At 63.3% G+C, this 22,438-nt stretch carries 19 protein-coding genes; 5 read left to right on the forward strand and 14 right to left on the reverse strand.

All coding sequences use genetic code 11. From position 1 onward, the window contains the following. Positions 1–8: 8 nt before the first annotated feature. The 4 genes from ACL9RJ_RS19375 to ACL9RJ_RS19390 form a co-directional block, all read right to left on the reverse strand. Complete coding sequence (locus tag ACL9RJ_RS19375) at positions 9–1,733, reverse strand: putative 2-aminoethylphosphonate ABC transporter permease subunit (protein WP_017124908.1); 1,725 nt, start codon at positions 1,731–1,733, stop codon at positions 9–11. Between the two features lies 1 nt (position 1,734). Beyond that, complete coding sequence (locus tag ACL9RJ_RS19380) at positions 1,735–2,811, reverse strand: putative 2-aminoethylphosphonate ABC transporter ATP-binding protein (RefSeq protein ID WP_422765565.1); 1,077 nt, start codon at positions 2,809–2,811, stop codon at positions 1,735–1,737. Between the two features lie 104 nt (positions 2,812–2,915). Continuing rightward, on the reverse strand, positions 2,916–3,779 hold the full coding sequence (locus ACL9RJ_RS19385; protein ID WP_042934834.1) for a LysR family transcriptional regulator: 864 nt from the start codon (positions 3,777–3,779) through the stop codon (positions 2,916–2,918). 31 nt (positions 3,780–3,810) lie between these two features. Further along, complete coding sequence (locus tag ACL9RJ_RS19390) at positions 3,811–6,291, reverse strand: heavy metal translocating P-type ATPase (protein WP_422765566.1); 2,481 nt, start codon at positions 6,289–6,291, stop codon at positions 3,811–3,813. Between the two features lie 83 nt (positions 6,292–6,374). On the opposite strand from ACL9RJ_RS19390, the gene cadR reads away from it, so the two are divergent. After that, the gene (cadR, locus tag ACL9RJ_RS19395) at positions 6,375–6,821 is read left to right on the forward strand and encodes a Cd(II)/Pb(II)-responsive transcriptional regulator (protein WP_017124912.1); all 447 of its coding nucleotides are present in this window, start codon (positions 6,375–6,377) and stop codon (positions 6,819–6,821) included. 115 nt (positions 6,822–6,936) lie between these two features. On the opposite strand, the gene ACL9RJ_RS19400 is transcribed toward cadR, so the two are convergent. From ACL9RJ_RS19400 to ACL9RJ_RS19410, 3 genes are all read right to left on the reverse strand, one after another. Beyond that, positions 6,937–7,908: a thymidylate synthase gene (locus ACL9RJ_RS19400; protein ID WP_017124913.1), complete on the reverse strand. Its 972-nt coding sequence runs from the start codon at positions 7,906–7,908 to the stop codon at positions 6,937–6,939. Positions 7,909–7,956: 48 nt separating this feature from the next. After that, positions 7,957–8,778: a prolipoprotein diacylglyceryl transferase gene (gene lgt, locus ACL9RJ_RS19405; protein WP_017124914.1), complete on the reverse strand. Its 822-nt coding sequence runs from the start codon at positions 8,776–8,778 to the stop codon at positions 7,957–7,959. Between the two features lie 127 nt (positions 8,779–8,905). Further along, complete coding sequence (locus ACL9RJ_RS19410) at positions 8,906–9,688, reverse strand: sulfite exporter TauE/SafE family protein (protein ID WP_017124915.1); 783 nt, start codon at positions 9,686–9,688, stop codon at positions 8,906–8,908. Positions 9,689–9,798: 110 nt separating this feature from the next. Between ACL9RJ_RS19410 and ACL9RJ_RS19415 the strand changes: the two genes are divergently transcribed. After that, on the forward strand, positions 9,799–10,545 hold the full coding sequence (locus ACL9RJ_RS19415) for an NRDE family protein (protein ID WP_017124916.1): 747 nt from the start codon (positions 9,799–9,801) through the stop codon (positions 10,543–10,545). 256 nt (positions 10,546–10,801) lie between these two features. Here ACL9RJ_RS19415 and ptsP read toward each other — a convergent pair whose 3' ends face one another. Next, on the reverse strand, positions 10,802–13,075 hold the full coding sequence (ptsP, locus tag ACL9RJ_RS19420; protein ID WP_017124917.1) for a phosphoenolpyruvate--protein phosphotransferase: 2,274 nt from the start codon (positions 13,073–13,075) through the stop codon (positions 10,802–10,804). A 21-nt stretch (positions 13,076–13,096) separates the two neighbouring features. Next, positions 13,097–13,576 (reverse strand): RNA pyrophosphohydrolase, encoded by a 480-nt coding sequence (locus ACL9RJ_RS19425; protein ID WP_042934836.1) that lies wholly within the window; start codon positions 13,574–13,576, stop codon positions 13,097–13,099. Between the two features lie 143 nt (positions 13,577–13,719). Between ACL9RJ_RS19425 and ACL9RJ_RS19430 the strand changes: the two genes are divergently transcribed. Next, positions 13,720–14,376: an HAD family hydrolase gene (locus ACL9RJ_RS19430; protein ID WP_017124919.1), complete on the forward strand. Its 657-nt coding sequence runs from the start codon at positions 13,720–13,722 to the stop codon at positions 14,374–14,376. A 312-nt stretch (positions 14,377–14,688) separates the two neighbouring features. Here ACL9RJ_RS19430 and ACL9RJ_RS19435 read toward each other — a convergent pair whose 3' ends face one another. Both ACL9RJ_RS19435 and ilvA read right to left on the reverse strand, forming a co-directional pair. Next, positions 14,689–15,117 (reverse strand): DUF2269 domain-containing protein, encoded by a 429-nt coding sequence (locus ACL9RJ_RS19435; RefSeq protein WP_177118646.1) that lies wholly within the window; start codon positions 15,115–15,117, stop codon positions 14,689–14,691. Positions 15,118–15,169: 52 nt separating this feature from the next. Further along, positions 15,170–16,684 carry a threonine ammonia-lyase, biosynthetic gene (gene ilvA / locus ACL9RJ_RS19440; RefSeq protein ID WP_177087118.1) on the reverse strand — a complete coding sequence of 505 codons (1,515 nt, stop codon included), beginning with the start codon at positions 16,682–16,684 and terminating at the stop codon, positions 15,170–15,172. Positions 16,685–16,840: 156 nt separating this feature from the next. On the opposite strand from ilvA, the gene rpiA reads away from it, so the two are divergent. Continuing rightward, positions 16,841–17,512, forward strand: coding sequence for a ribose-5-phosphate isomerase RpiA (rpiA, locus tag ACL9RJ_RS19445; RefSeq protein ID WP_017125378.1), 672 nt, complete (start codon positions 16,841–16,843; stop codon positions 17,510–17,512). Positions 17,513–17,561: 49 nt separating this feature from the next. Here the strand turns inward: rpiA and ACL9RJ_RS19450 are convergent, their stop codons facing one another. The 3 genes from ACL9RJ_RS19450 to ACL9RJ_RS19460 all read right to left on the reverse strand — a co-directional run bounded on the left by ACL9RJ_RS19450 (position 17,562) and on the right by ACL9RJ_RS19460 (position 20,965). Continuing rightward, positions 17,562–18,491 (reverse strand): SdiA-regulated domain-containing protein, encoded by a 930-nt coding sequence (locus ACL9RJ_RS19450; RefSeq protein WP_422765568.1) that lies wholly within the window; start codon positions 18,489–18,491, stop codon positions 17,562–17,564. 373 nt (positions 18,492–18,864) lie between these two features. Beyond that, on the reverse strand, positions 18,865–19,530 hold the full coding sequence (locus ACL9RJ_RS19455; RefSeq protein WP_017125380.1) for a fumarylacetoacetate hydrolase family protein: 666 nt from the start codon (positions 19,528–19,530) through the stop codon (positions 18,865–18,867). Positions 19,531–19,570: 40 nt separating this feature from the next. Beyond that, positions 19,571–20,965: an FAD-binding oxidoreductase gene (locus ACL9RJ_RS19460; RefSeq protein ID WP_017125381.1), complete on the reverse strand. Its 1,395-nt coding sequence runs from the start codon at positions 20,963–20,965 to the stop codon at positions 19,571–19,573. 202 nt (positions 20,966–21,167) lie between these two features. On the opposite strand from ACL9RJ_RS19460, the gene serA reads away from it, so the two are divergent. Next, complete coding sequence (serA, locus tag ACL9RJ_RS19465; RefSeq protein ID WP_103032767.1) at positions 21,168–22,397, forward strand: phosphoglycerate dehydrogenase; 1,230 nt, start codon at positions 21,168–21,170, stop codon at positions 22,395–22,397. Positions 22,398–22,438: the final 41 nt, after the last annotated feature.

Raw genomic sequence — 22,438 nt, forward strand, 5'->3', positions numbered from 1 at the left:
TGGGCGAATCAATGGCCAGGCGCGGTCTGCCGCCAGGCCTGGGAGCGTCGCAGCAAACCGCGCGAGGCCCAGGCCAGCAGCAGGGACACGCCCGCCGAGGTGAAGAGGATCAGGGTCGACATGGCCGCCGCGCCGCCGACATTGCCGGCGTCGTCCATGTTCAGCACCGCCACCGCCGCGAGGATGGTGTCGGGGCTGTAGAGGAAGATCGCCGCCGAGACGGTGGTCATGGCCGAGACGAACAGGTAGCGGATGATGTCCAGCAGCGCCGGCAGGCAGATCGGCACAGTCACCTTCAGGTAGTGCCGGTACAGCGGCGCCTTGAGCGACAGCGCGGCGGCCTCGAACTCCCCGTCGAGCTGACGCAGGGCGGTGGTGGCGGTCATCTGCGCGGTGGTCAGGTAGTGCGCGATGGTGCAGACCACCAGCAGCGTCATGGTCCCGTAGAACACATGCAGCGGGTTGCCGTTGAGGTTGAAGAAGAACACGTAGCCAAGGCCCAGGACCAGGCCCGGCACGGCCATCGGCACGAAGCTGAGCATGCGCAACGCCAGGTTCAGGCCGCGCTGGCCGCGGGTTTTCTCCATCAGGTAGGCGCCGGTGAAAATCAGCGCGCTGCCGATCAGCGCCGTGCACAGCGCCAGGGTCAGGCTGTTGCGATAGGCCAGCCAGCCGCCACCCGCCGTTTCATTGAACTGATAGTGGTTGAGGGACAGCGACAGGTTGTACGGCCAGAACTTCACCAGCGACGAGTACACCGCCATGCCGAACACCAGCAGCAGCGCGGCGCAGATCAGCAGGACAATCGCCAGGTAGCAGCCATCGCGCAGTGGCGAACGGGCCGGCTGGAACACCTGGGCACGACCGCTCATGGCCTCGCCATGACGCCGGCGCAACCAGGCATCGACGGCAAAGCTCAGCAGCGCGGGCAACAGCAGGATCATGCCGATCAGCGCGCCCCGCCCGAACTGCTGCTGGCCGACCACCGCCTTGTAGGCTTCCAGGGCCAGGACCTGGTAATCGCCACCGACGACCACGGGCACGCCGAAGTCGGTGATGGTCAGGGTGAAGACCAGGCAGAAGGCGGCGAACACCGCCTGCCGGGTCGCCGGCCAGGTGATGCTGCGAAAGGCTTTCCAGGGACCGGCGCCCATGCTCGACGCGGCGTCGAACAGTCGGGCATCGGCCAGGGACAAGGCCGACAACAGGATCATCAGGGCATGGGGAAAGGTGTAGATGACTTCGCCGAGGACAATGCCCCAGAAGCCGTAGATATTGTCCGGGAACAACCCGCGCAATAGACCCTGGTTGCCGAACAGGTAGACCAGGGCAATGCCCGGCAGCATCGACGGCGCCATCAGCGGCAACAGCGACAGGCCGCGCCACAGGGTCTTGCCGGGAATCAGGGTGCGTTGCAACGCATAGGCGAACAGGTAGGCCAGCGGCACGACAATCGCCGCCACGCTCATGGACACCTTCAGGCTGTTACCCAGCAACCAGTGAAAGTTGTCGCTGTTCAGCAGTTCCTTCGCGGCGAGCCAGCCACCCCCCTGCCCGGCCTCGCTGCTGAAACCGCGCCAGAAGATCGCCAGCAGCGGCAGCAATACCGCGACACCCAGCAGGCAGAGCCAGAGCACCTTGCCACCGACCACGAACAGACGGTCACCCAGATCGCCGCGCAAGGGCTTCACGCTCGACTTGCGCGCCAGCGGCAGGCTGATTTCGCCGGCCATCTCAGGCAAACACCTGGAGGCTGCGCGGTGGCAGGGCGACCCAGATATCCGGCGAGCCGAGGCGCGGCATATCCTGCGGACCGACTTCGGCCAGCAGCGGATGACCGGGCAATTCGTTGAGTTCGAAGCTCATGCGGCAGCGGTTGCCGAGGAAGGTGATTTCGCGCACCCGCGCCGGGAACAGGTTTTCCTCGTGCACCGGCGGATTGACGCTGATCGACTCCGGGCGGCAGAACAGCCGGCCGGAACCGGCCCGCGAGGCCCCTTCGGCGAGGCGCACATCCATATTGCCGACCCGCGCGTGATGGGCACTGCGATGCTGGAACGGCAGCCAGTTGCCCTGGCCGACAAACTCGGCGACAAACGGCGTGGCCGGTTTGTCGTAGATTTCCTGGGGCGTGGCGTACTGCTCGACCTTGCCGTTGTTCATCACGGCAATGCGATCGGCCATCAGCATCGCCTCATCCTGATTGTGAGTCACCATCAGGGTGGTGACGCCGAGGCTGCGTTGCAACTGGCGCAGCTCGGTGCACAGGTGCTCGCGAACCCGCGCGTCGAGGGCCGACATGGGTTCGTCCAGCAGCAGCAACGACGGCGCCGGCGCCAGGGCGCGGGCCAGGGCGACACGTTGCTGCTGACCGCCGGAGAGTTGGCCGGGATATTTTTTCTCGCTGCCGACCAAACCCACCAGTTCGAGCATCTGACCGACGCGCTTGCGCACCTCATCACGTCCGCTGCCGGCCAGGCCGTAGGCGATGTTCGCTTCCACCGTCAGGTTGGGAAACAAGGCGTAGGACTGGAACAGGATGCCGTAGTCCCGCGCCTGGGGCGGCAGTTCGGAAACGTTGCGATCGCCGAGGAACAGCTCGCCTTCGTCCTGGCGCTCGAGGCCGGCGATGCAGCGCAGCAAGGTGGTCTTGCCGCAACCGGACGGCCCCAGCAGACAGACCAGCTCGCCGGCGGCGACATCGAGGGAGACATTATCCAGGGCGGTGAAGGCGCCGAAACGCTTCTGTACACCGCGCACTTTCATCGGTGCGCCCGGATTGGCCAGGACGGTGGCGATCGAGTTGTTCATGGACGGACCTCATCAAGCAGATGAGGGTCATGCTAGGGAGCGAATGCGTAGCCCGTGTGGCAATAAGCCAAAAGCTGCCGATAGTGGTATTGGCGGATTTGGGTTCAGACCGGCGCCATTTCCTGGGCCAGGCCCATGAATGCCGCCGGCAGGCGCGCCGACTTGCGCTCCTTGAGGCAATACAGGTACTCGGGGATCTGCGGCGCATTCTCGATGCTCAGCACCCGCAGTTGCGGATCGTGGGGCACTTCCTGGCGGGCAATGATGCTGATGCCGATATTGCGCAGCACCGCTTCGCGGATCGATTCGCGACTGCCGATTTCCAGCAGCGGGCCATGGCTGACCCGGGCATTGCGCAACAGCTCTTCCGTCAATTGCCGGGTGGTCGAGCCCGGCTCGCGCATCAGCAGGCAATGCCCGGCCAGCGCCGACAACGGCACATGCTCATGAATCGCCAGCGGATGATTGCGATGCACCGCCAGCACCAGCGGATCGCTGCCCAGCACCCGGCGGATCAGGCGCGGGTCCTCGAGCAACTGCGAGGATGCCGCGACATCGACGCGATAGTCCTCCAGGGCTTCCAGCACCTGCTGGGAATTACCGATTTCCACCGACACCTCGACCTGGGGCAGACGTTCGCGAAAGGCTTTCACCAGATCGAGAATGTAGTACGGCGCGGTCGCGGCGATGCGCAGGGTGCCCTGGACCTGGCCGCTGTTGCGCAGGAAAAACTCGATATCGGCTTCCTGCTGCAACAACGCCTTGACCATCGGCAGCAACCGCGCGCCCTCTTCGCTGACACTCAGGCGGCGCCCGCCGCGATAGAACAGCTCGACCGAGTACTGGCTTTCCAGGTGACGGATCTGGGTGGTGACCGTGGGCTGGCTGAGACCGAGCTTTTTCGCCGCCTCGGTGATGCTGCCGAGGCGAGCGACCATGTAAAACGCCTTGAGCTCGGCACTCTTCAATTCGGCACTCGGCACATCACCCTCTCATCGTCTATTTGCGCAACAGGCGCAACCCATTGAACACCACCAGCAGGCTGACGCCCATGTCGGCGAACACCGCCATCCACATGGTCGCCATGCCGAGGAAGGTTACCGCAAGAAAGATCGCCTTGATGACCAGGGCCAGGGCGATATTCTGCTTGAGGATAGCCGCAGTCTGCCGTGAAAGGCCAATGAAAGCCGGGATCTTGCGTAGATCGTCGTCCATCAGGGCGACATCGGCGGTCTCGATGGCCGTGTCGGTACCGGCCGCCGCCATGGCGAAGCCGATCTCGGAGCGGGCCAGGGCCGGTGCGTCGTTGATCCCGTCGCCGACCATGCCGACCCGGTGCCCCTTGGCGTACAGGTCTTCGATGGCCTGCAGCTTGTCGGTCGGCAGCAGGTCGCCACGCGCTTCGTCGATGCCCACCTGGACGGCGATCGCGTTGGCGGTGTGCGGGTTGTCGCCGGTCAGCATCAGGGTCTTGATACCCATCTCGTGCAACTGGCGGATGGCTTCGCGGCTGGAGGCCTTGACCGTATCGGCAACGGCGAACAGTGCCAGCGGGCCGGAACGGTCGAGCAGCAGCACGACGGTCTTGCCCTGTTTCTCCAGGGCGAAGAGTTTCTCTTCCAGTGCCGGCGAGCACAGGCCGAGGTCTTCCACCAGACGGTGGTTGCCCAGGTGATAGCGCTGGCCGCCGATTTCACCCCGCACGCCGCGTCCGGCCAGGGCTTCGAAGGCCTCGACTTCCTGCAGCAGCAGTTGCTTGTCCTGGGCATCCCGGGCAATCGCCTGGGACACCGGGTGATCGGAACGGGCCGCGAGGCTGGCGGCGATGGCCGGCGCCGACTCGCTCAGCAGCGGGTCCAGGGGCAGGAAGTCGGTCAGCACCGGCTTGCCGTGGGTGATGGTGCCGGTCTTGTCCAGGGCCAGGTAATCCAGCTTGTGACCGCTTTCCAGGTACACCCCGCCCTTGACCAGGATGCCCTTGCGGGCCGCCGCGGCCAGGCCGCTGACGATGGTCACCGGCGTCGAAATCACCAGCGCACACGGACAGGCGACCACCAGCAATACCAGTGCCCGGTAGATCCAGTCGAACCACAGGCCGCCCAGGAACAGCGGTGGAATCACCGCCACGGCCAGGGCGAAGGCGAACACCGCGGGGGTGTAGATCTTCGAGAAGCTGTCGACGAAACGTTGGGTCGGCGCCCGCGCGCCCTGGGCCTGCTCGACCGCGTGGATAATCCGCGCCAGGGTCGAATTGCCCGCGACCGCCGTTACCCGGTAGTCCATGGAACCGGCCTGGTTGATGGTCCCAGCGAACACCTTGTCCCCGGGGTTCTTCTCGATGGGCAGGCTTTCGCCGGTGATCGGCGCCTGATCGACACTGGAACTGCCATAGACCACCTCGCCATCCAGGCCGATGCGCTCGCCCGGCCGCACCCGCACCAGGGCGCCCAGTGCAATGCTTTTGACCTCGCGCTCGACCCAGCTACCGTCTTCCTCACGGACAGTGGCTTGCTCCGGGGTCATCTGCATCAGGCCGCCGATGGCGTTGCGCGCCCGGTCCAGCGAACGGGCCTCGATCAGTTCGGCGATGGTGAAGAGGAACATCACCATGGCCGCCTCCGGCCATTGCCCGATCAGCAAGGCGCCGGTGACGGCGATGCTCATCAGGGCGTTGATATTCAGGTTGCGGTTCTTCAGGGCGATCCAGCCCTTCTTGTAGGTGGTCAGGCCACCGCTGAGGATCGACACCAGGGCGATGATCGCCACCACCCAGTTCGGCGCGGCGCCGGTGAAGTGGATCACTTCGGCGCCCAGCGCGCCCAGCCCGGAAACGGCCAGCGGCCACCAGGATTTCCTGGCCGCAGGTGCGCCCACGGCTTCGCTGCCCTCTTCCAGCGGGTCGGCCTGCATTCCCAGCGACTTGATGGCCTCGACAATCGGCGCGGTCGACGCCAGGTCGTGGGTCACGCCGAGAATGCGGTTGATCAGGTTGAATTCCAGCTGCTGCACACCCGCCAGCTTGCCGAGCTTGTTCTGGATCAGCGTCTGCTCGGTCGGGCAGTCCATCGCCTCGATACGGAAACGACTGAGCCGGGCCGTAGCGCTAGTGGTGGCGCTGAGCTTGATCAGCGCCGGCGCCTCGGCAGCGCCCGAACAGCAGCTGTGCTGATGCACGGCCTTCGCCGACGAGTGGTCATGAGCATGATCGTGGCTGTCGCCATGCTTGTGCGCGTGACCGGCATCAGCCGGCGCAGCCGCTTTGCCCGAGCAGCAGGAGTCCTGCTGGTGCACGACCTTTACCGACGAGTGGTCATGGGCGTGATCGTGGCTGTCGCCATGCTTGTGCGCGTGATCGGCATCAGTCGGCGCAGCCGCTTTGCCCGAGCAGCAGGAGCCCTGCGGTTGCACGGTTTTCACCGAGCCATGGACATGCTCGTGGTCGGTGTCGGTCTTGCGATGGATATGAATGGAGTCGCTCATGGGTGCGTCCCTGAAGGTGCTTGTTGCCAAGTGAACACCCTGTAGCCACTATAGGGTCAAGCACCCTTTTCGGAGATCGAACGATGAAGATTGGCGAACTGGCGAAACTCACCGACTGCCAGGTGGAAACCATCCGTTATTACGAGAAGGAAAACCTGCTGCCGGAACCGGCACGCAGCGAGGGCAACTATCGCCTGTATACCCAGGCCCATGTGGAACGCCTGACCTTTATCCGCAACTGCCGCAGCCTCGACATGACCCTGGAGGAGATCCGCAGCCTGCTGAACCTGCGCGACAGTCCGCAGGATCAATGCGAAAGCGTGAATGCGCTGATCGACGAGCATATCCATCACGTCAAGGCGCGCATCGACGGGCTGCTCGCACTGCAGGCGCAACTGCTCGACCTGCGCCAGCGTTGTGGCGAAGGGCCGGATGTCGATCAGTGCGGGATCCTGCAGCGGCTGGAAGTCAGCGGCAGCGTGCTGCCGGCTGAAGAGCATTCACATGTCGCGAGAAGTCACGGCCATTAGGGCCTCTTCGCGGGCAAGCCCGCTCCCACAACGGCGCAGGACCTGTGAAGAACGGCGCAGGCCCTGTGGGAGCGGGCTTGCCCGTGAAGAACGATAACGCGGTCCCAAGCCTGGCTCAGACCGCCATCGGCGCCGTCATCGGCGCGTGGTGCTGGTAGCCTTCCAGGGAGAAGTCCCCCGGTTCCACCCGTTCCAGCCATTCCGGCTGGTACACGCCAGTCTTGGCGAACTCCGGCACGCGCTCGGAAATCACCAGCTTCGGCATCGGGAACGGCTCGCGGGTGAGCTGTTCGTTGAGCATGTCCAGATGGTTTTCATACACATGGGCATCGCCGATGAAGTAGGTGAACCAGCGTGGCGTATAGCCGGTCAGGCGACCGATCAGGCTCAGCAGCGCCGCGCCCTCGGTCAGGTTGAACGGCGTGCCCAGGCCCAGGTCGTTCGAACGGATGTAGAGGGTCAGGGAAATCTCCCGGGTTTCCACGTTCGGGTGGAACTGATACAGCAGATGGCACGGCGGCAGGGCCATTTCATCCAACTGCGCGCAGTTCCAGCCGTGGAACAGGATCCGCCGGCTGCCCGGGTCCTTGATGATGGTGTCGACGCACTGGCGCACCTGGTCGATGGCCTTGTACAGCACCACATAGGCCTGGCCGTTTTCCTCGCCCTCGGCGATCTGCCGGTAGCCCTGGCTCAGGGTCTGCTCGATGGCGGCGCGATTAGCGGTCGGGATCTGCTTGTACGCCGGCCACTTGCGCCATTGCACACCGTAGATCTCGCCCAGGTCGTCATCGCCCTGGCGGAACGGGTTGGCCAGCCACTGGGCGTTTTCGTTGGCGTTCTGGTCCCAGACCTTGCAGCCCAGTTCGCGGAACTCGGCGGCGTTGTTGACGCCACGGAGGAAACCGCACATCTCGCCGATGGCGGACTTGAAGGCCATCTTGCGGGTGGTAATCGCCGGGAAACCTTCCTTCAGGTCATACCGCAGCATCGCCCCCGGAAAGCTGATGGTGTTCACGCCGGTACGGTTGGCCTGCTTGGTGCCGTTCTTGATGACGTGGGCGACCAGATCGAGATATTGCTTCATGAATTACCTGCATCCTTGAATACGGGGCCCGCGGGCCCCGATCCGAATTTAAAGCGCGGCGTCTTTCGTTGCCGGAGTGGTCGAGGCGCGGTGATAGGCGAACCACAGCAGCGCCAGGCCGCCGATGATCATCGGCAGGCTGAGGATCTGCCCCATGGTCACCCAGCCGAATGCCAGATAACCGAGCTGCGCATCCGGGACCCGGACGAACTCGACGATAAAACGGAAGATCCCGTAGAACAACGCGAACATGCCGGAAACCGCCATGGTCGGCCGCGGCTTGCGCGAGAACAGCCAGAGGATCACGAACAGCGCCACGCCTTCAAGGGCGAACTGGTACAGCTGCGACGGATGGCGCGGCAACTGCGCCGGGTCGCTGAACGGCGGGAAGACCATCGCCCACGGCACGTCGCTCGGCTTGCCCCACAACTCGGCATTGATGAAGTTGCCGATACGCCCGGCACCCAGGCCGATCGGCACCATCGGCGCGACGAAGTCCATCAGCTCGAAGAATGACTTGCCGTTACGTCGACCGAACCACCAGGCGGCCAGCATCACCCCGATGAAACCGCCATGGAACGCCATGCCGCCCTTCCAGACCTCGAAGATCAGCGTCGGGTTGGCGATATAGGCCGGCAGATCGTAGAACAGCACGTATCCCAGGCGTCCGCCGACGATCACCCCCATGGCGAGCCAGAACACCATGTCGGAGAGTTTTTCCTTGGTCCAGGTCGGGTCGAAACGGTTCAGGCGCCGGGAGGCCAGCAGCCACGCACCGCCGATGCCGACCAGGTACATCAGGCCGTACCAGTGGATTTTCAGCGGACCGATGGCCAGGGCCACCGGGTCAATCTGCGGGTAAGGCAGCATTGCGACTCCTCGATAGAGTAGAAAATTCAGGGTCCGTGCGGTGTATCGGCGCCCGGACCGGCGGGCCATGTTGCGGCTCGCGCATTAAGCCAATATTGCGCCCGGAAGACTGAACCGGACCTGAGACTCAGATCAGGAATTTTACCCCGACACAGAACAATAGCCCGGCAAACAACCGCTTGAGCAACAGCGGCGATAACTTGTGCGCCAACTGCACGCCGAAACGGGCGAAAAACATACTGGTCAGGGCGATGCCGAGCAAGGCCGGCAGATAGATAAAGCCCAGGCTGTGGGGCGGCAGCAACGGATCGTGCCACCCCAGGATCATGAAGCTCAGGGCACTGGCCACGGCGATCGGCAGGCCGCAGGCCGACGAGGTCGCCACCGCCTGCTGCATCGGCAGGCTGCGCCAGGTCAGGAACGGCACGGTCAACGAACCGCCGCCGATACCGAAAATCGCCGAGGCCCAACCGATAAAGCCACCGGCAACGCCCAGCCCGAGCTTGCCGGGAATCCCGCGGCTGCCCCTGGGCTTGAGATCCAGGGCCATCTGCGCGGAAACGATCAGCGCGAACACACCGATGATCTTCTGCAGGTTCGGCCCGGCAATCGCTTTGGCCGTCAGCGCGCCGAGGCCAGAGCCGAGCAGGATGCCCAGGGTCATCCAGGCGAAGATCGGCCAACGCACCGCGCCCCGGCGATGATGGCCGCGAATGGTGTTGAACGAGGTGAAAATGATGGTCGCCAGGGAAGTGCCGACCGCCAGGTGCGTGAGGATCGAGGTATCGAACCCCTGCAAGGTGAAACTGAACACCAGCACCGGCACGATGATGATCCCGCCGCCGACGCCAAACAGCCCGGCCAGCACGCCTGCGCATGCTCCCAGTACCAGATAGAGCAGAAATTCCATGGGTGCCCCCGAAACAAGACCGGCATGGTAACGGAAGCATGCCGCTCGTCTCTACTGGATGACGACGGACACCCTGCGTAGAGTGGGCAAAAACACAGAAGGACCACCTGATGTGCCTGATTGTCTTCGCCTGGCGCCCGGGCCATGCCCAGCCGCTGATCGTCGCGGCCAACCGCGACGAATTCTATGCCCGCCCCAGCCTGCCGCTGGCGCAATGGCCGGAAACACCGCAGGTTCACGCCGGACGCGACCTGGAAGCCGGCGGCACCTGGCTGGGCGTTGGCGCCGGCCAGCGCTTTGCCGCGCTGACCAATATCCGCAATCCCCATCAGCCGCCGGCCCGGCGCTCCCGGGGCGAACTGGTGGCGCGGTTCCTCGCGGGGGAAACGTCGATCGACGATTATCTCGCGGATATCTCCGCACGATCACCGGAATATGCCGGTTTTAACCTGCTGCTGGGTACGGCTGGAGAGTTGTGGCATTTCAACTCCCATGAGGCTCAGCCGCGCCAACTCGCGGAAGGCGTTTACGGCCTGTCCAACGCGGGACTCGATACACCGTGGCCAAAGTTGCTGAAGGCCAGGGCGGCGCTGGCGCAGACCCTCGACGATCCCCGACCGGAGAACCTGCTCGCCTTGCTGGCCGACCCGCAGACCGCACCCTTTGCCGAACTGCCGGATACCGGCGTCGGGCTGGCGACGGAGAGCCTGCTGTCGAGTGTGTTTATCGCCAGCCCGAGCTATGGCACGCGAGCCAGTACGGCGCTGATCGTCAATGCCGATGGCACGCGGCAACTGGTCGAGCGCAGTTTCGGGCCCTATGGCGGGCATCTGGGAGAGGTGGAACTGAAGGTCTGAAACACATCACGGGACTGACTGATCGTGCCCACGCTTTGCGTGGGTATGCAGCCCATGAAGCTCCGCGTCAGCTTCAAGAGCGGACGCAGAGCGTCCAGCGCGGCACTCCCACGCGGAGCGTGGGAACGATCATGTATGGAGGTCTGACGCCCCCCCTGTAGGAGCCGGCTTGCTGGCGATTGCGGCCGGGTCGGCGATGCAAGGCTTGCAGGCCTCATCGCCGGCAAGCCGGCTCCTGCAAAGGACGCAGGGTCAGTCAGTGCTTGACCACCGGATTGGCCATCCGCGCCAGGCCGAGGTTTTTCAGTGCCAACTGCAAGGTACTGTGGATAACTTGCGGGTTGTCGATGGTCATCACCTGGGCCAGCAGTTCCTGGGACTTGCTCAGGCTGATCTGGCGCAGCATCCACTTCACTTTCGGCAAGTTGGTGGCGTTCATCGACAGGCTGTCGAAGCCCATCGCCATCAGCAGCACCGCTGCCGCCGGATCACCGGCCATTTCGCCGCAGATGCTCACCGGCTTGCCTTCGGCGTGGGCATCACGCACCACGTTCTGCAAGGCCTGCAGCACCGCCGGGTGCATGTAGTCGTACAGGTCGGCAACCCGCGGGTTGTTACGGTCAACGGCCAGCAGGTACTGGGTCAGGTCGTTGGAGCCGACCGAGAGGAAATCCACTTGCCGGGCCAGCTCGCGGGTCTGGTAAACCGCTGCCGGAATCTCGACCATCACCCCCACCGGCGGCATCGGCACATCGGTGCCTTCGTCGCGGACTTCGCCCCAGGCGCGGTGGATCAGGTGCAGGGCCTCTTCCACTTCATGGGTGCCGGAGATCATCGGCAGCAGGATCCGCAGGTTGTTCAGGCCTTCGCTGGCCTTGAGCATCGCCCGGGTCTGCACCAGGAAGATTTCCGGGTGGTCGAGGGTTACGCGGATACCCCGCCAGCCGAGGAACGGGTTGTCCTCGACGATCGGGAAGTACGACAGCGACTTGTCGCCACCGATGTCCAGGCTGCGCATGGTCACCGGTTGCGGGTGGAACGCCGAGAGCTGTTCGCGATAGATCGCCAACTGCTCCTTCTCGCTCGGGAAGCGCTGGTTGATCATGAACGGCACTTCGGTGCGATACAGCCCGACACCTTCGGCGCCACGCTGTTGCGCGCGGGCCACGTCCGCCAGGAGGCCGGTGTTGACCCACAAGGGCATGCGGTGACCGTCGAGGGTCACGCAAGGCAGCTCGCGCAGGGCATCGAGCCCCTGGGACAGCTGGCGTTCCTCTTCGACGACACTGGCGTATTGCTTGCGCAGCAGCTCGCTCGGGTTGGTAAACACCTCGCCACGGGCGCCGTCGACGATCATTTCGATCCCGTCGACCTTGGAATACGGCAGGTCCACCAGGCCCATCACCGTCGGGATACCCATGGCCCGGGCCAGGATAGCGACGTGGGAGTTACCGGAACCGAGGACCGACACCAGGCCCTTGAGCTTGCCTTCCGGCACCTCGCCGAGCATGGCCGCCGTCAGCTCCTCGCTGACCATGATGGTGTTGTCCGGGTAGACCATTGCCTGCTGGCGTTCCGACTGCAGGTAGGCCAGCAGCCGGCGCCCCAGGTCCTTGACGTCCGAGGCCCGCTCGCGCAGGTAGGCGTCGTCCATCAGTTCGAAGCGATTGACGTGGTCGGTGACCACCTGGCGCAGCGCGCCCTGGGCCCACTGGCCGGTCTTGATGATATTGGTGACTTCACTGCCCAGGGACGCATCGTCGAGCATCATCAGGTAGACGTCGAACAAGGCGCGCTCTTCCGGGCGCAACTGGGTGGCGAGCTTGGCCGACAGGGTGCGCATGTCGCTGCGCACGCCTTCGATGGCGGTCTTGAACAGCGCCAGTTCGGCATCGATATCGCTGACCGCCTTGTCCGGCACCACATCCAGGTCCGCCGGCGGCAGCATGACCACCGCCGTACCCACCGCGGCACCGGGCGACCCCGGCACACCGATGAACTTGGCTTCCTGGATGCCCTTGCCTTCACGCCCCAGGCCGCGGATCGAACCGGTGGCCTCGGCATGGGCGATAACGCCGGCGAGCTGGGCGCTCATGGTCACCAGGAAGGCTTCTTCGCCCTCGTCGAACTGGCGACGCTCCTTCTGCTGGATGACCAGTACGCCGACGACGCGGCGGTGGTGAATGATCGGCGCGCCGAGGAAGGAGGCGTAGCGCTCCTCACCGGTTTCGGCGAAGTAACGGTAGCGCGGGTGGTCAGCGGCGTTTTCCAGGTTGAGGGGCTCTTCGCGCGTCCCCACCAGACCGACCAGGCCTTCGTTCGGCGCCATGCTGACCTTGCCGATCGAGCGCTTGTTCAAGCCCTCGGTGGCCATCAGCACAAAGCGGTTGGTCTCGGGGTCCAGCAGATAGACCGAGCAGACCTGGCTGCCCATGGCCTCTTTGACGCGCAATACAATAATCCCCAACGCCGCCTTGAGATCCTTGGCGGCGTTAACTTCCTGGACGATCTTGCGCAGCGTATTGAGCATGGCTCGGGGTCGAACTCCGTGTCAGTCGCGCGCTAAAAGGCGCGGGGCAAGCTCTTTGAGCGCGCGACGATAAACCTCGCGCTTGAATGTCACCACCTGGCCCAACGGGTACCAATAGCTGACCCAGCGCCAGCCATCGAACTCCGGTTTACCGGTCAAATCCATCCGCACCCGCTGCTCGTTGGAGAGCAGGCGCAGGAGAAACCATTTCTGTTTCTGGCCGATGCACAGCGGTTGGCTGTGGGTACGCACCAGGCGTTGCGGCAAACGATAGCGCAACCAGCCCCGGGTACAGGCCAGAATTTGCACATCCTCGCGTTCCAGGCCGACTTCTTCGTTCAATTCGCGATACAAAGCCTCTTCAGGCGTTTCGTCCGGATTGATCCCGCCTTGCGGAAACTGCCATGCATCTTGATTGATCCGGCGTGCCCACAGGACCTGACCAGCATCATTCGTCAGAATTATCCCGACATTAGGACGGAAACCATCGGGGTCGATCACGGCAACCACCTCGCAAACGCATGTCGTCGCATTGTTCCACAAAGGTTGTGAAAGCAGCAACGAGCCTTCCTACCTTATGTGCACTCTTGTGAAAAGACCGTATTCTGGAGACCTTTTTACAGGCTTTTCAGCGAGTAACCGCAATGCGTCTGGCTTTATTCGACTTGGACAACACACTTTTGGGCGGCGACAGCGACCACGCCTGGGGCGATTACCTGTGCGAACGGGGAATTCTCGATCCGGTGGCCTACAAGGCGCGCAACGACGAGTTCTACCAGGATTACCTGGCCGGCAGGCTGGACAACGCCGAGTACCTGAACTTCTGCCTGGAAATCCTCGGCCGCACCGAGATGGCCCAGCTGGACGAGTGGCACCGCGACTACATGCGCGACTGCATCGAACCCATCGTCCTGCCCAAGGCCCTGGAACTGCTGGCACGCCATCGCGATGCCGGCGACAAGTTGGTCATTATCACCGCGACCAACCGTTTCGTGACCGGGCCGATTGCCGCACGCCTGGCGGTCGAGACCCTGATCGCCACCGAGTGCGAGATGCTCGACGGTCGCTACACCGGCCGCAGCACCGACGTGCCGTGCTTCCGCGAAGGCAAGGTGACGCGCCTGAACCGCTGGCTGGAAGAGACCGGGCACAGCCTGGAGGACAGCTACTTCTATAGCGACTCGATGAATGACCTGCCGCTGCTGGAGCAGGTGAGCCATCCGGTGGCGGTGGATCCCGATCCGAACCTGCGGGCCGAGGCCGAGAAGCGCGGCTGGCCGGTGATCAGCCTGCGCGGCTGATATTGCTTTCGCGGGCAAGCCCGCTCCCACGGGTTCTGCGCACTGCATAACGATTGCGCGCAGCCCGAGTCCGATGTGGGAGCGGGCTTGCCCGCGAATGAGGCCAGCAAGGCCCGCTCCGCCCTCAAGGACGCCTTCGCTGGCAAGCCAGCTCCCACAAGTTCTGCGCCCTGCATAACGATTGCGCGTAGCCCGAGTCCGATGTGGGAGCGGGCTTGCCCGCGAATGAGGCCAGCAAGGCCCGCGTCGCCCTCAAGAACGCCTTCGCCGGCAAGCCAGCTCCACAAGCAGCCAGCTCCCACAGGTCCCGCGTCAGACAGGCTTGGCGCCCATCAGGGCGGCGATCGCGACAAAACATAGGGCACCGAAGATCGCCAGCGCCAGGGTGAATTTCGCATTGCCGGAAACATCACCCCGACGCAGGCGGTTGAGCCGCACCACCAGCCACGCCCAGGCCAGGCAACCGATGGTGTAGAGCACGCTGGAGCCCAGCAGCCAGGTCTGGCCCAGGGGGAAACCGCCCAAGTGCACCAGCCACCAGCCACTGACCGGCTGTACCACCAGACACAGCGCCATCAGCCACCAGGCCAGGGCCCAGGGCATTTTCAACAGCCGGCCCGGGATCGTCGCATCCCCGCGCCGACGCCCACGCCAGAACCAGATGGCCACGGCCAGGGCACTGCCCAACAGCAACACCGTGACCACACTGTGAAGCACTTTCAGGGCCGTGAAGGTTTCCATTTCGTCTTTTCCTTAAGCGTTGCCCATCAGCGTAGCAGCCATCCGTCGGGTTTCAGCCGAGAAACAGCTGGTAGGCCGGGTTATCACTTTCGTCCCAGTACGGGTAGCCGATTTCCGCCAGCGCAGCCGGCACTAGGTGGCGTTCTTCGGCCGGCACCTGCAAGCCGGCGACCACCCGCCCATCGGCGGCGCCGTGGTTGCGGTAGTGGAACATCGAGATGTTCCAGCGCCCGCCGAGTTTGTTGAGGAAGTTGAACAGCGCGCCCGGACGCTCGGGGAACTCGAAACGCAGGACGATTTCATCGCTGACCCGCGCCGCATGACCGCCGACCATATGGCGGATATGCAGCTTCGCCAGCTCGTTGTCGGTCAGGTCGAGGACCGGGAAACCCTGCCCGGTCAGGCTCTCGATCAGGGTGCTGCGTGGATCGTTGTCCGGATGGGTCTGCACGCCGACAAAGATATGCGCTTCGCGACCGGTGTGGTAACGGTAGTTGAATTCGGTGATCTGCCGCTTGCCGATGGCCTCGCAGAAAGCCTTGAAGCTGCCCGGCTGTTCGGGGATGGTCACGGCGATGATCGCTTCACGCCCCTCGCCCAGCTCGGCGCGCTCGGCGACATGGCGCAGGCGATCGAAGTTGACGTTGGCCCCGGAGTCGATGGCGACCAGGGTCTGTCCGCTGACCTTGCGCAGTTCGACGTACTTCTTGATCCCGGCCACGCCCAGGGCGCCGGCCGGCTCGGTGATCGAGCGGGTGTCGTCGTAGATGTCCTTGATCGCCGCGCAGATTTCGTCGGTGCTGACGGTGATCACCTCGTCGACGTAGTCCTTGCAGATATCGAAGGTGTGCTGGCCGATCTGCGCCACCGCCACGCCATCGGCGAAAATCCCTACAGTAGGGAGGACCACCCGCTCACCGGCGGCCATGGCCTGCTGCAGGCAGTTGGAGTCGTCCGGCTCGACACCGATCACCTTGATCTCGGGGCGCAGGTACTTCACATAGGCCGCAATGCCGGCAATCAGGCCGCCGCCGCCGACCGGAACGAAGATCGCGTCCAGCGGCCCCGGATGCTGGCGCAGGATTTCCATCGCCACGGTTCCCTGCCCGGCAATGGTGTGCGGATCATCGTAAGGGTGGATGTAGACGTAGCCCTTTTCCTCGACCAGTTTCAGCGAATAGGCCAGTGCTTCCGGAAAGGAGTCACCGTGCAGCACCACCTTGCCGCCACGGGAACGCACGCCTTCAACCTTGATTTCCGGGGTGGTCTTGGGCATCACGATCGTTGCCTTGACCCCCAGCACCTTGGCCGCCAGGGCCAGGCCCTGGGCATGGTTGCCGGCCGATGCGGTGACCACGCCGCGCGCACGCTCTTCATCGCTGAGCTGGGTCAGCTTGTTGTAGGCACCGCGAATCTTGAAGGAGAACACCGGCTGCAGGTCTTCACGCTTGAGCCAGACCTGGTTGCCTAGTCGCTCGGAGAGCTGACGGGCGGTCTGCAACGGGGTTTCCACGGCAACATCGTAAACGCGCGAGGTGAGGATCTTCTTGACGTACTGTTCGAGCATCGGAAAGCATCGCTGGCGGGTTGGGCAGGGACCGACGAGTCTAACCCAGCGCTTGCGACAACGACCACAGGGATCCTGCGGTTTTGATCGCCCCTTTGCAGGGCCCGCGCTTATAATGCCGGCCTTTCGCCTACCCTGCCCGCTTCCGGAGCCCGCATGACCCAGGATCAACTCAAACAGGCCGTGGCCCAAGCCGCCGTCGACTTCATCCTTCCCAAGCTCGATGACAAAAGCATCGTCGGCGTGGGCACCGGTTCCACCGCCAACTGCTTTATCGACGCCCTGGCGCAACACAAGGGCGCCTTCGACGGCGCGGTCGCCAGCTCCGAAGCCACTGCCGCGCGCCTCAAGGGCCACGGGATTCCGGTGTACGAGCTCAATACCGTCAGCGACCTGGAGTTCTACATCGACGGCGCCGATGAAAGCGACGCGCATCTGAACCTGATCAAGGGTGGCGGTGCGGCACTGACCCGCGAGAAGATCGTCGCGGCCGTGGCCAAGACCTTTATCTGCATCGCCGACGGCAGCAAGCTGGTACCGGTCCTCGGCGCCTTCCCGCTGCCGGTGGAAGTGATTCCGATGGCCCGCAGCCACGTGGCCCGCCAACTGGTGAAGCTGGGCGGCGACCCGGTCTACCGCGAGGGCGTGCTGACGGACAACGGCAACATCATTCTCGATGTGCACAATCTGCAGATCACCAACCCGGTGGAGCTGGAAGCGCAGATCAATGCGATTGTCGGCGTGGTCACCAACGGCCTGTTCGCCGCGCGTCCCGCGGACCTGCTGCTGCTGGGCACCAGCGAAGGCGTGAAGACCCTCAAGGCCTGAAACGCGTCACCCTTGCGGGAGCCGGCTCCCGCAAGGGTGATATCAGGGTCTAGTCCTGTGTGCGCTTGAAGACGTAGAACAGGTTCGGCTCGCTGACCATGTACACGGTCCCTTCCTCGTCCATGGTCACGCCCTCGGCGCGGGGAATGGTATTTTTCAAGCCGTTGAAACCGCCCAGCAAGGTCATGAAACTGACCTGTTCGCCCTTCTCGTCCAGCTCCAGCAACAGATGCGAGTCTGCCGACAACGCCAGCATATGGCGGGTCCGCGGATCGATCGCCAGCGCGGAAATATTGCGCATGGCCAGTTGATCGCTCGGCAGCTTCCGCTTCTCGCCGAACACCTGGATACCGTCGCTTTTCAGGCTGAACAAGGCCGGTGGCCGCTCTTCGCCCAACAGGATCTGCTGGTTGGCGGCGTCCCAGACCACGGCCTCGAAGGCCTTGTTCTGGTTCTTCGACGGGCCCAGGTCGTGCTGCTGGAAATCCTTGATGTTCAGTTCACGGGTATTGGCATCGACGGTGACGATGGTCAGGGTATGCATGCGCTCGTCGACGATCGCCATGCGCTCGCCTTCAAGCACCGTCACGGCTTCGGGATTGTTCCAGCCGACCAGCGGGATCTTGCGCAGGACATCGCCTTGCAGGGTCAGCTCGACCAGGAACGGATTCTTGCCCATGACCGAAAACAGCGTTCTGGTACGCGGGTTGTAGCTGACATCGGAAGCTTCGTCCTTCTCCATGCCCGGCAGCAGCTTGGCGTCGATCACCGCGCGATAACCCGGCAGCCAGATACTGTCCTTGCGCTCGGCCGGGGTTTCGAAACGCTCCTTGACCCACAGCACGCCGCGGTCCTCCCAGTGCATCGGCACAGACACGCCAGCACCGATCACGACCACCAGCAACAGCCAGTAATACCAACGCAGCGCGAAACGGGAACAACGGGCGGAAGGCGAAGCGGGGGGCGATTGGGAGGCCATGTGAGGGCTGTTTCCTGATTTTTATGACGTTTGGACAACACACTGTAGGCAAGGCACAACGACCAGCCGGGAAATTATCCAGACAGGATGTGAAAAAAACGGCAAAAGGCAGGAAACGGGGGGACAAATCACCAGCGGACGCAGAGCGTCCAGGGAGGCGTTCCCACGCAGAGCGTGGGAACGATCATGGGCAGCAGTCACACGCAGAGCATGGGAATGATCATGGGCAGCAGTCACACATTAAGCGTGGGAAGGGTCATTCAGACTGCACAGGGTCTCTTGTAGGAGCCTGGCTTGCCAGCGAAGAGGGCCCTGAGGCCGCTGAAAGCTTCGCGGCGATGCGGCGCTCCGACGAGCCCGCTCCCACAGTTTTTTAGCGGACGCTGCTGCTGAAGGTGCTGACGTTCGGCAGTTCCAGCACCAGTTCGTCACCGGCGTTGAGCGGACCGACACCTGCCGGCGTGCCGGTCAGGATCACATCACCGGCCTGCAACGAGAAGCACGCGGCCATGTACTGGATCATCGGCACGATCGGGTTGAGCATGTCGCTGCTGATGCCGTCCTGGCGTACCTGGCCATTGATGGTCAGGCGGATGCCGATCTGGGTCAGGTCGGGAAAGGTGCTGCCCACCACGAACGGCGCGATCACCGCCGCGCCATCGAACGACTTGGCGATTTCCCACGGCAGGCCCTTGGACTTCAGCTCGGCCTGCTTGTCACGCAGGGTCAGGTCCAGCGCCGGGGCGAAACCGGAAATCGCGTCGAGCACTTCTTCCTTGCTCGGCTTGGTCGACAACGGCTTGCCGATCAGGACGGCGATTTCCGCCTCGTAATGCACCGAGCCGCGATCGGCCGGGATGCTGAAACCACCCTCGATCGGCACGACACAGCTGCCCGGCTTGATGAACAGCAGCGGCTCGGTAGGCACCGGATTATCCAGTTCCTTGGCGTGTTCGGCGTAGTTACGACCGATGCAGACCACCTTGCCCAGGGGAAAGTGAATGCGGGTACCGTCGACATACTGGTGCTGATAGCTCATTGACCGACTCCTGATCTGTTTTATCGTCGTGACGCGAGGTTCAAACCGCGAAAATCTTGCCCGGGTTCATGATCCCGTTAGGATCGAACACCGCCTTGATCGCCTTCATGTATTCGATTTCAGCCGGGGAACGGCTGTAGGTCAGGTAATCGCGCTTGGTCATGCCCACGCCGTGCTCGGCGGAAATCGAACCGTTGTACTTCTCGACGGTCTCGAATACCCACTTGTTGACGGTGGCGCACTTGGCGAAGAACTCGTCCTTGCTCAGGTTTTCCGGCTTGAGGATGTTCAGGTGCAGGTTGCCGTCGCCGATGTGGCCGAACCAGACGATTTCGAAGTCCGGATAGTGTTCACCGACGATCGCATCGATTTCCTTGAGGAAGCCCGGCACTTTCGACACGGTGACCGAGATGTCGTTCTTGTACGGCGTCCAGTGGGAGATGGTTTCGGAGATGTACTCGCGCAATTTCCAGAGATTCTGCAACTGCTGCTCGCTCTGGCTCATCACGCCATCGACCACCCAGCCCTGCTCCACGCAGTGCTCGAAGGTCGCCAGGGCATCGTTGGCCACTTCTTCGGTGGTCGCTTCGAACTCCAGCAGCGCGTAGAACGGGCAGTCGGTTTCGAACGGTGCCGGCACATCGCCACGGCCGAGGACCTTGGCCAGCGCCTTGTCGGAGAAGAACTCGAAGGCGGTCAAGTCCAGCTTGCTCTGGAAGGCGTGCAGCACCGGCATGATCGAGTCGAAATCGGGGGCGCCGAGGACCATGCAGGTCAGGTTCTTCGGTGCACGGTCCAGGCGCATGGTCGCTTCGACCACGAAGCCCAGGGTGCCTTCGGCGCCGATGAACAGCTGGCGCAGGTCATAGCCGGTGGCGTTCTTGATCAGGTCCTTGTTCAGTTCCAGCACATCGCCCTTGCCGGTGACGACCTTCATGCCGGCCACCCAGTTGCGAGTCATGCCATAGCGAATCACCTTGATCCCGCCGGCATTGGTGCCGATATTGCCGCCAATCTGGCTGGAGCCCGCCGAGGCGAAGTCCACCGGATAGTACAGGCCGTGCTCCTCGGCCTGATTCTGCAACTGCTCGGTGACCACGCCCGGCTGGCAGACCGCGGTGCGGTCGGTCAGGTTGATGTCGAGGATCTGGTTCATATAGTCGAACGACACCACCACTTCGCCATTGGCGGCCACGGCGGCGGCGGACAGGCCGGTTCGGCCGCCCGACGGCACCAGCGCGACGCGGTGCTGGTTGGCCCAGCGCACGATGGCCTGGACCTGCTCGATGGTCTTCGGAAACACGATGGCCGTCGGCGCCGGCGCGAAATGTTTCGTCCAATCCTTGCCGTAAGCATTCAGGGAGTCAGCATCGGTCAGCACCTTGCCAGGCTCAACCAGGGTCTTCAGCTCATCAATCAGGGCAGGATTGGTCATCGACAGAACTCTCGAACATTTCATGGTCACCCTGAGAACGCTTCACGTCGCAGAATGAGTGTTTGCGGGTCGCATATGCTAGCATACGCACCCCGCAGAAGCGTGCTATCAGGCCGATCTGCGGTGCCGGCGATCACGCCGTGGGGTCAGCTCAAGCTGTCCATTTCCCTGCCATTTTTCTCCGGGACACAGGTTTACGCAGATGAGCAAGACTTCTCTCGATAAGAGCAAGATCAAGTTCCTTCTTCTCGAAGGCGTCCACCAATCCGCAGTCGACGTCCTCAAGGCCGCCGGGTACGTCAACATCGAGTACCACACCAAATCCCTGCCGGATGCCGAGCTGAAGGAAAAGATCGCCGATGCCCACTTCATCGGCATTCGCTCCCGCACCCAACTGACCGAGGAACTCTTCGATCACGCGAAGAAACTCGTCGCCGTGGGCTGCTTCTGTATCGGCACCAACCAGGTCGACCTCGACGCGGCTCGCGAGCGCGGCATTGCCGTGTTCAACGCACCGTACTCCAACACCCGCTCCGTTGCCGAGCTGGTGCTGGCCGAAGCGATCCTGTTGCTGCGCGGCATTCCCGAGAAGAACGCTTCCTGCCATCGCGGTGGCTGGATCAAGAGCGCGGCCAACTCCTTTGAAATCCGTGGCAAGAAGCTGGGGATCATCGGTTACGGCTCGATCGGTACGCAGTTGTCGGTCCTGGCCGAAGGCCTGGGCATGCAGGTGTTCTTCTATGACACCCTGACCAAGCTGCCGCTGGGCAACGCGACCCAGGTCGCCAGCCTGACCGACCTGCTGGGCATGTCCGATATCGTCACCCTGCACGTTCCGGAAACCGCTGAAACCCAGTGGATGATCGGCGAGAAGGAAATCCGCGCCATCAAGAAGGGCGGGATCCTGATCAACGCCGCACGCGGTACCGTGGTCGAGCTGGACGCCCTGGCGGACGCGATCAAGGACAAGCACCTGATCGGCGCGGCCATCGACGTGTTCCCGGTGGAGCCACGCTCCAACGACGACATCTTCGAAAGCCCGCTGCGTGGCCTGGACAATGTGATCCTGACCCCGCACATCGGTGGTTCCACCGCCGAAGCCCAGGCCAACATCGGCCTGGAAGTGGCGGAAAAGCTGGTCAAGTACAGCGACAACGGCACCTCGGTGTCGTCCGTCAACTTCCCGGAAGTGGCGCTACCGGCTCACCCTGGCAAGCACCGCCTGCTGCACATCCACGAGAACATCCCGGGTGTGATGAGCGAGATCAACAAGGTCTTCGCGGAAAACGGCATCAACATCTCCGGTCAGTTCCTGCAGACCAACGAGAAGGTCGGCTACGTGGTGATCGACGTCGACGCCGAGTACTCGGACCTGGCGCAAGAGAAGCTGCAGCACATCAACGGCACCATCCGGTCCCGCGTGTTGTTCTAAGCTTTACCGGCGCTCATGAAAAAGGGAGACCCTCGGGTCTC

The sequence above is a fragment of the Pseudomonas sp. Mn2068 genome, assembly GCF_049319725.1.
GTDB lineage: Bacteria > Pseudomonadota > Gammaproteobacteria > Pseudomonadales > Pseudomonadaceae > Aquipseudomonas > Aquipseudomonas gingeri.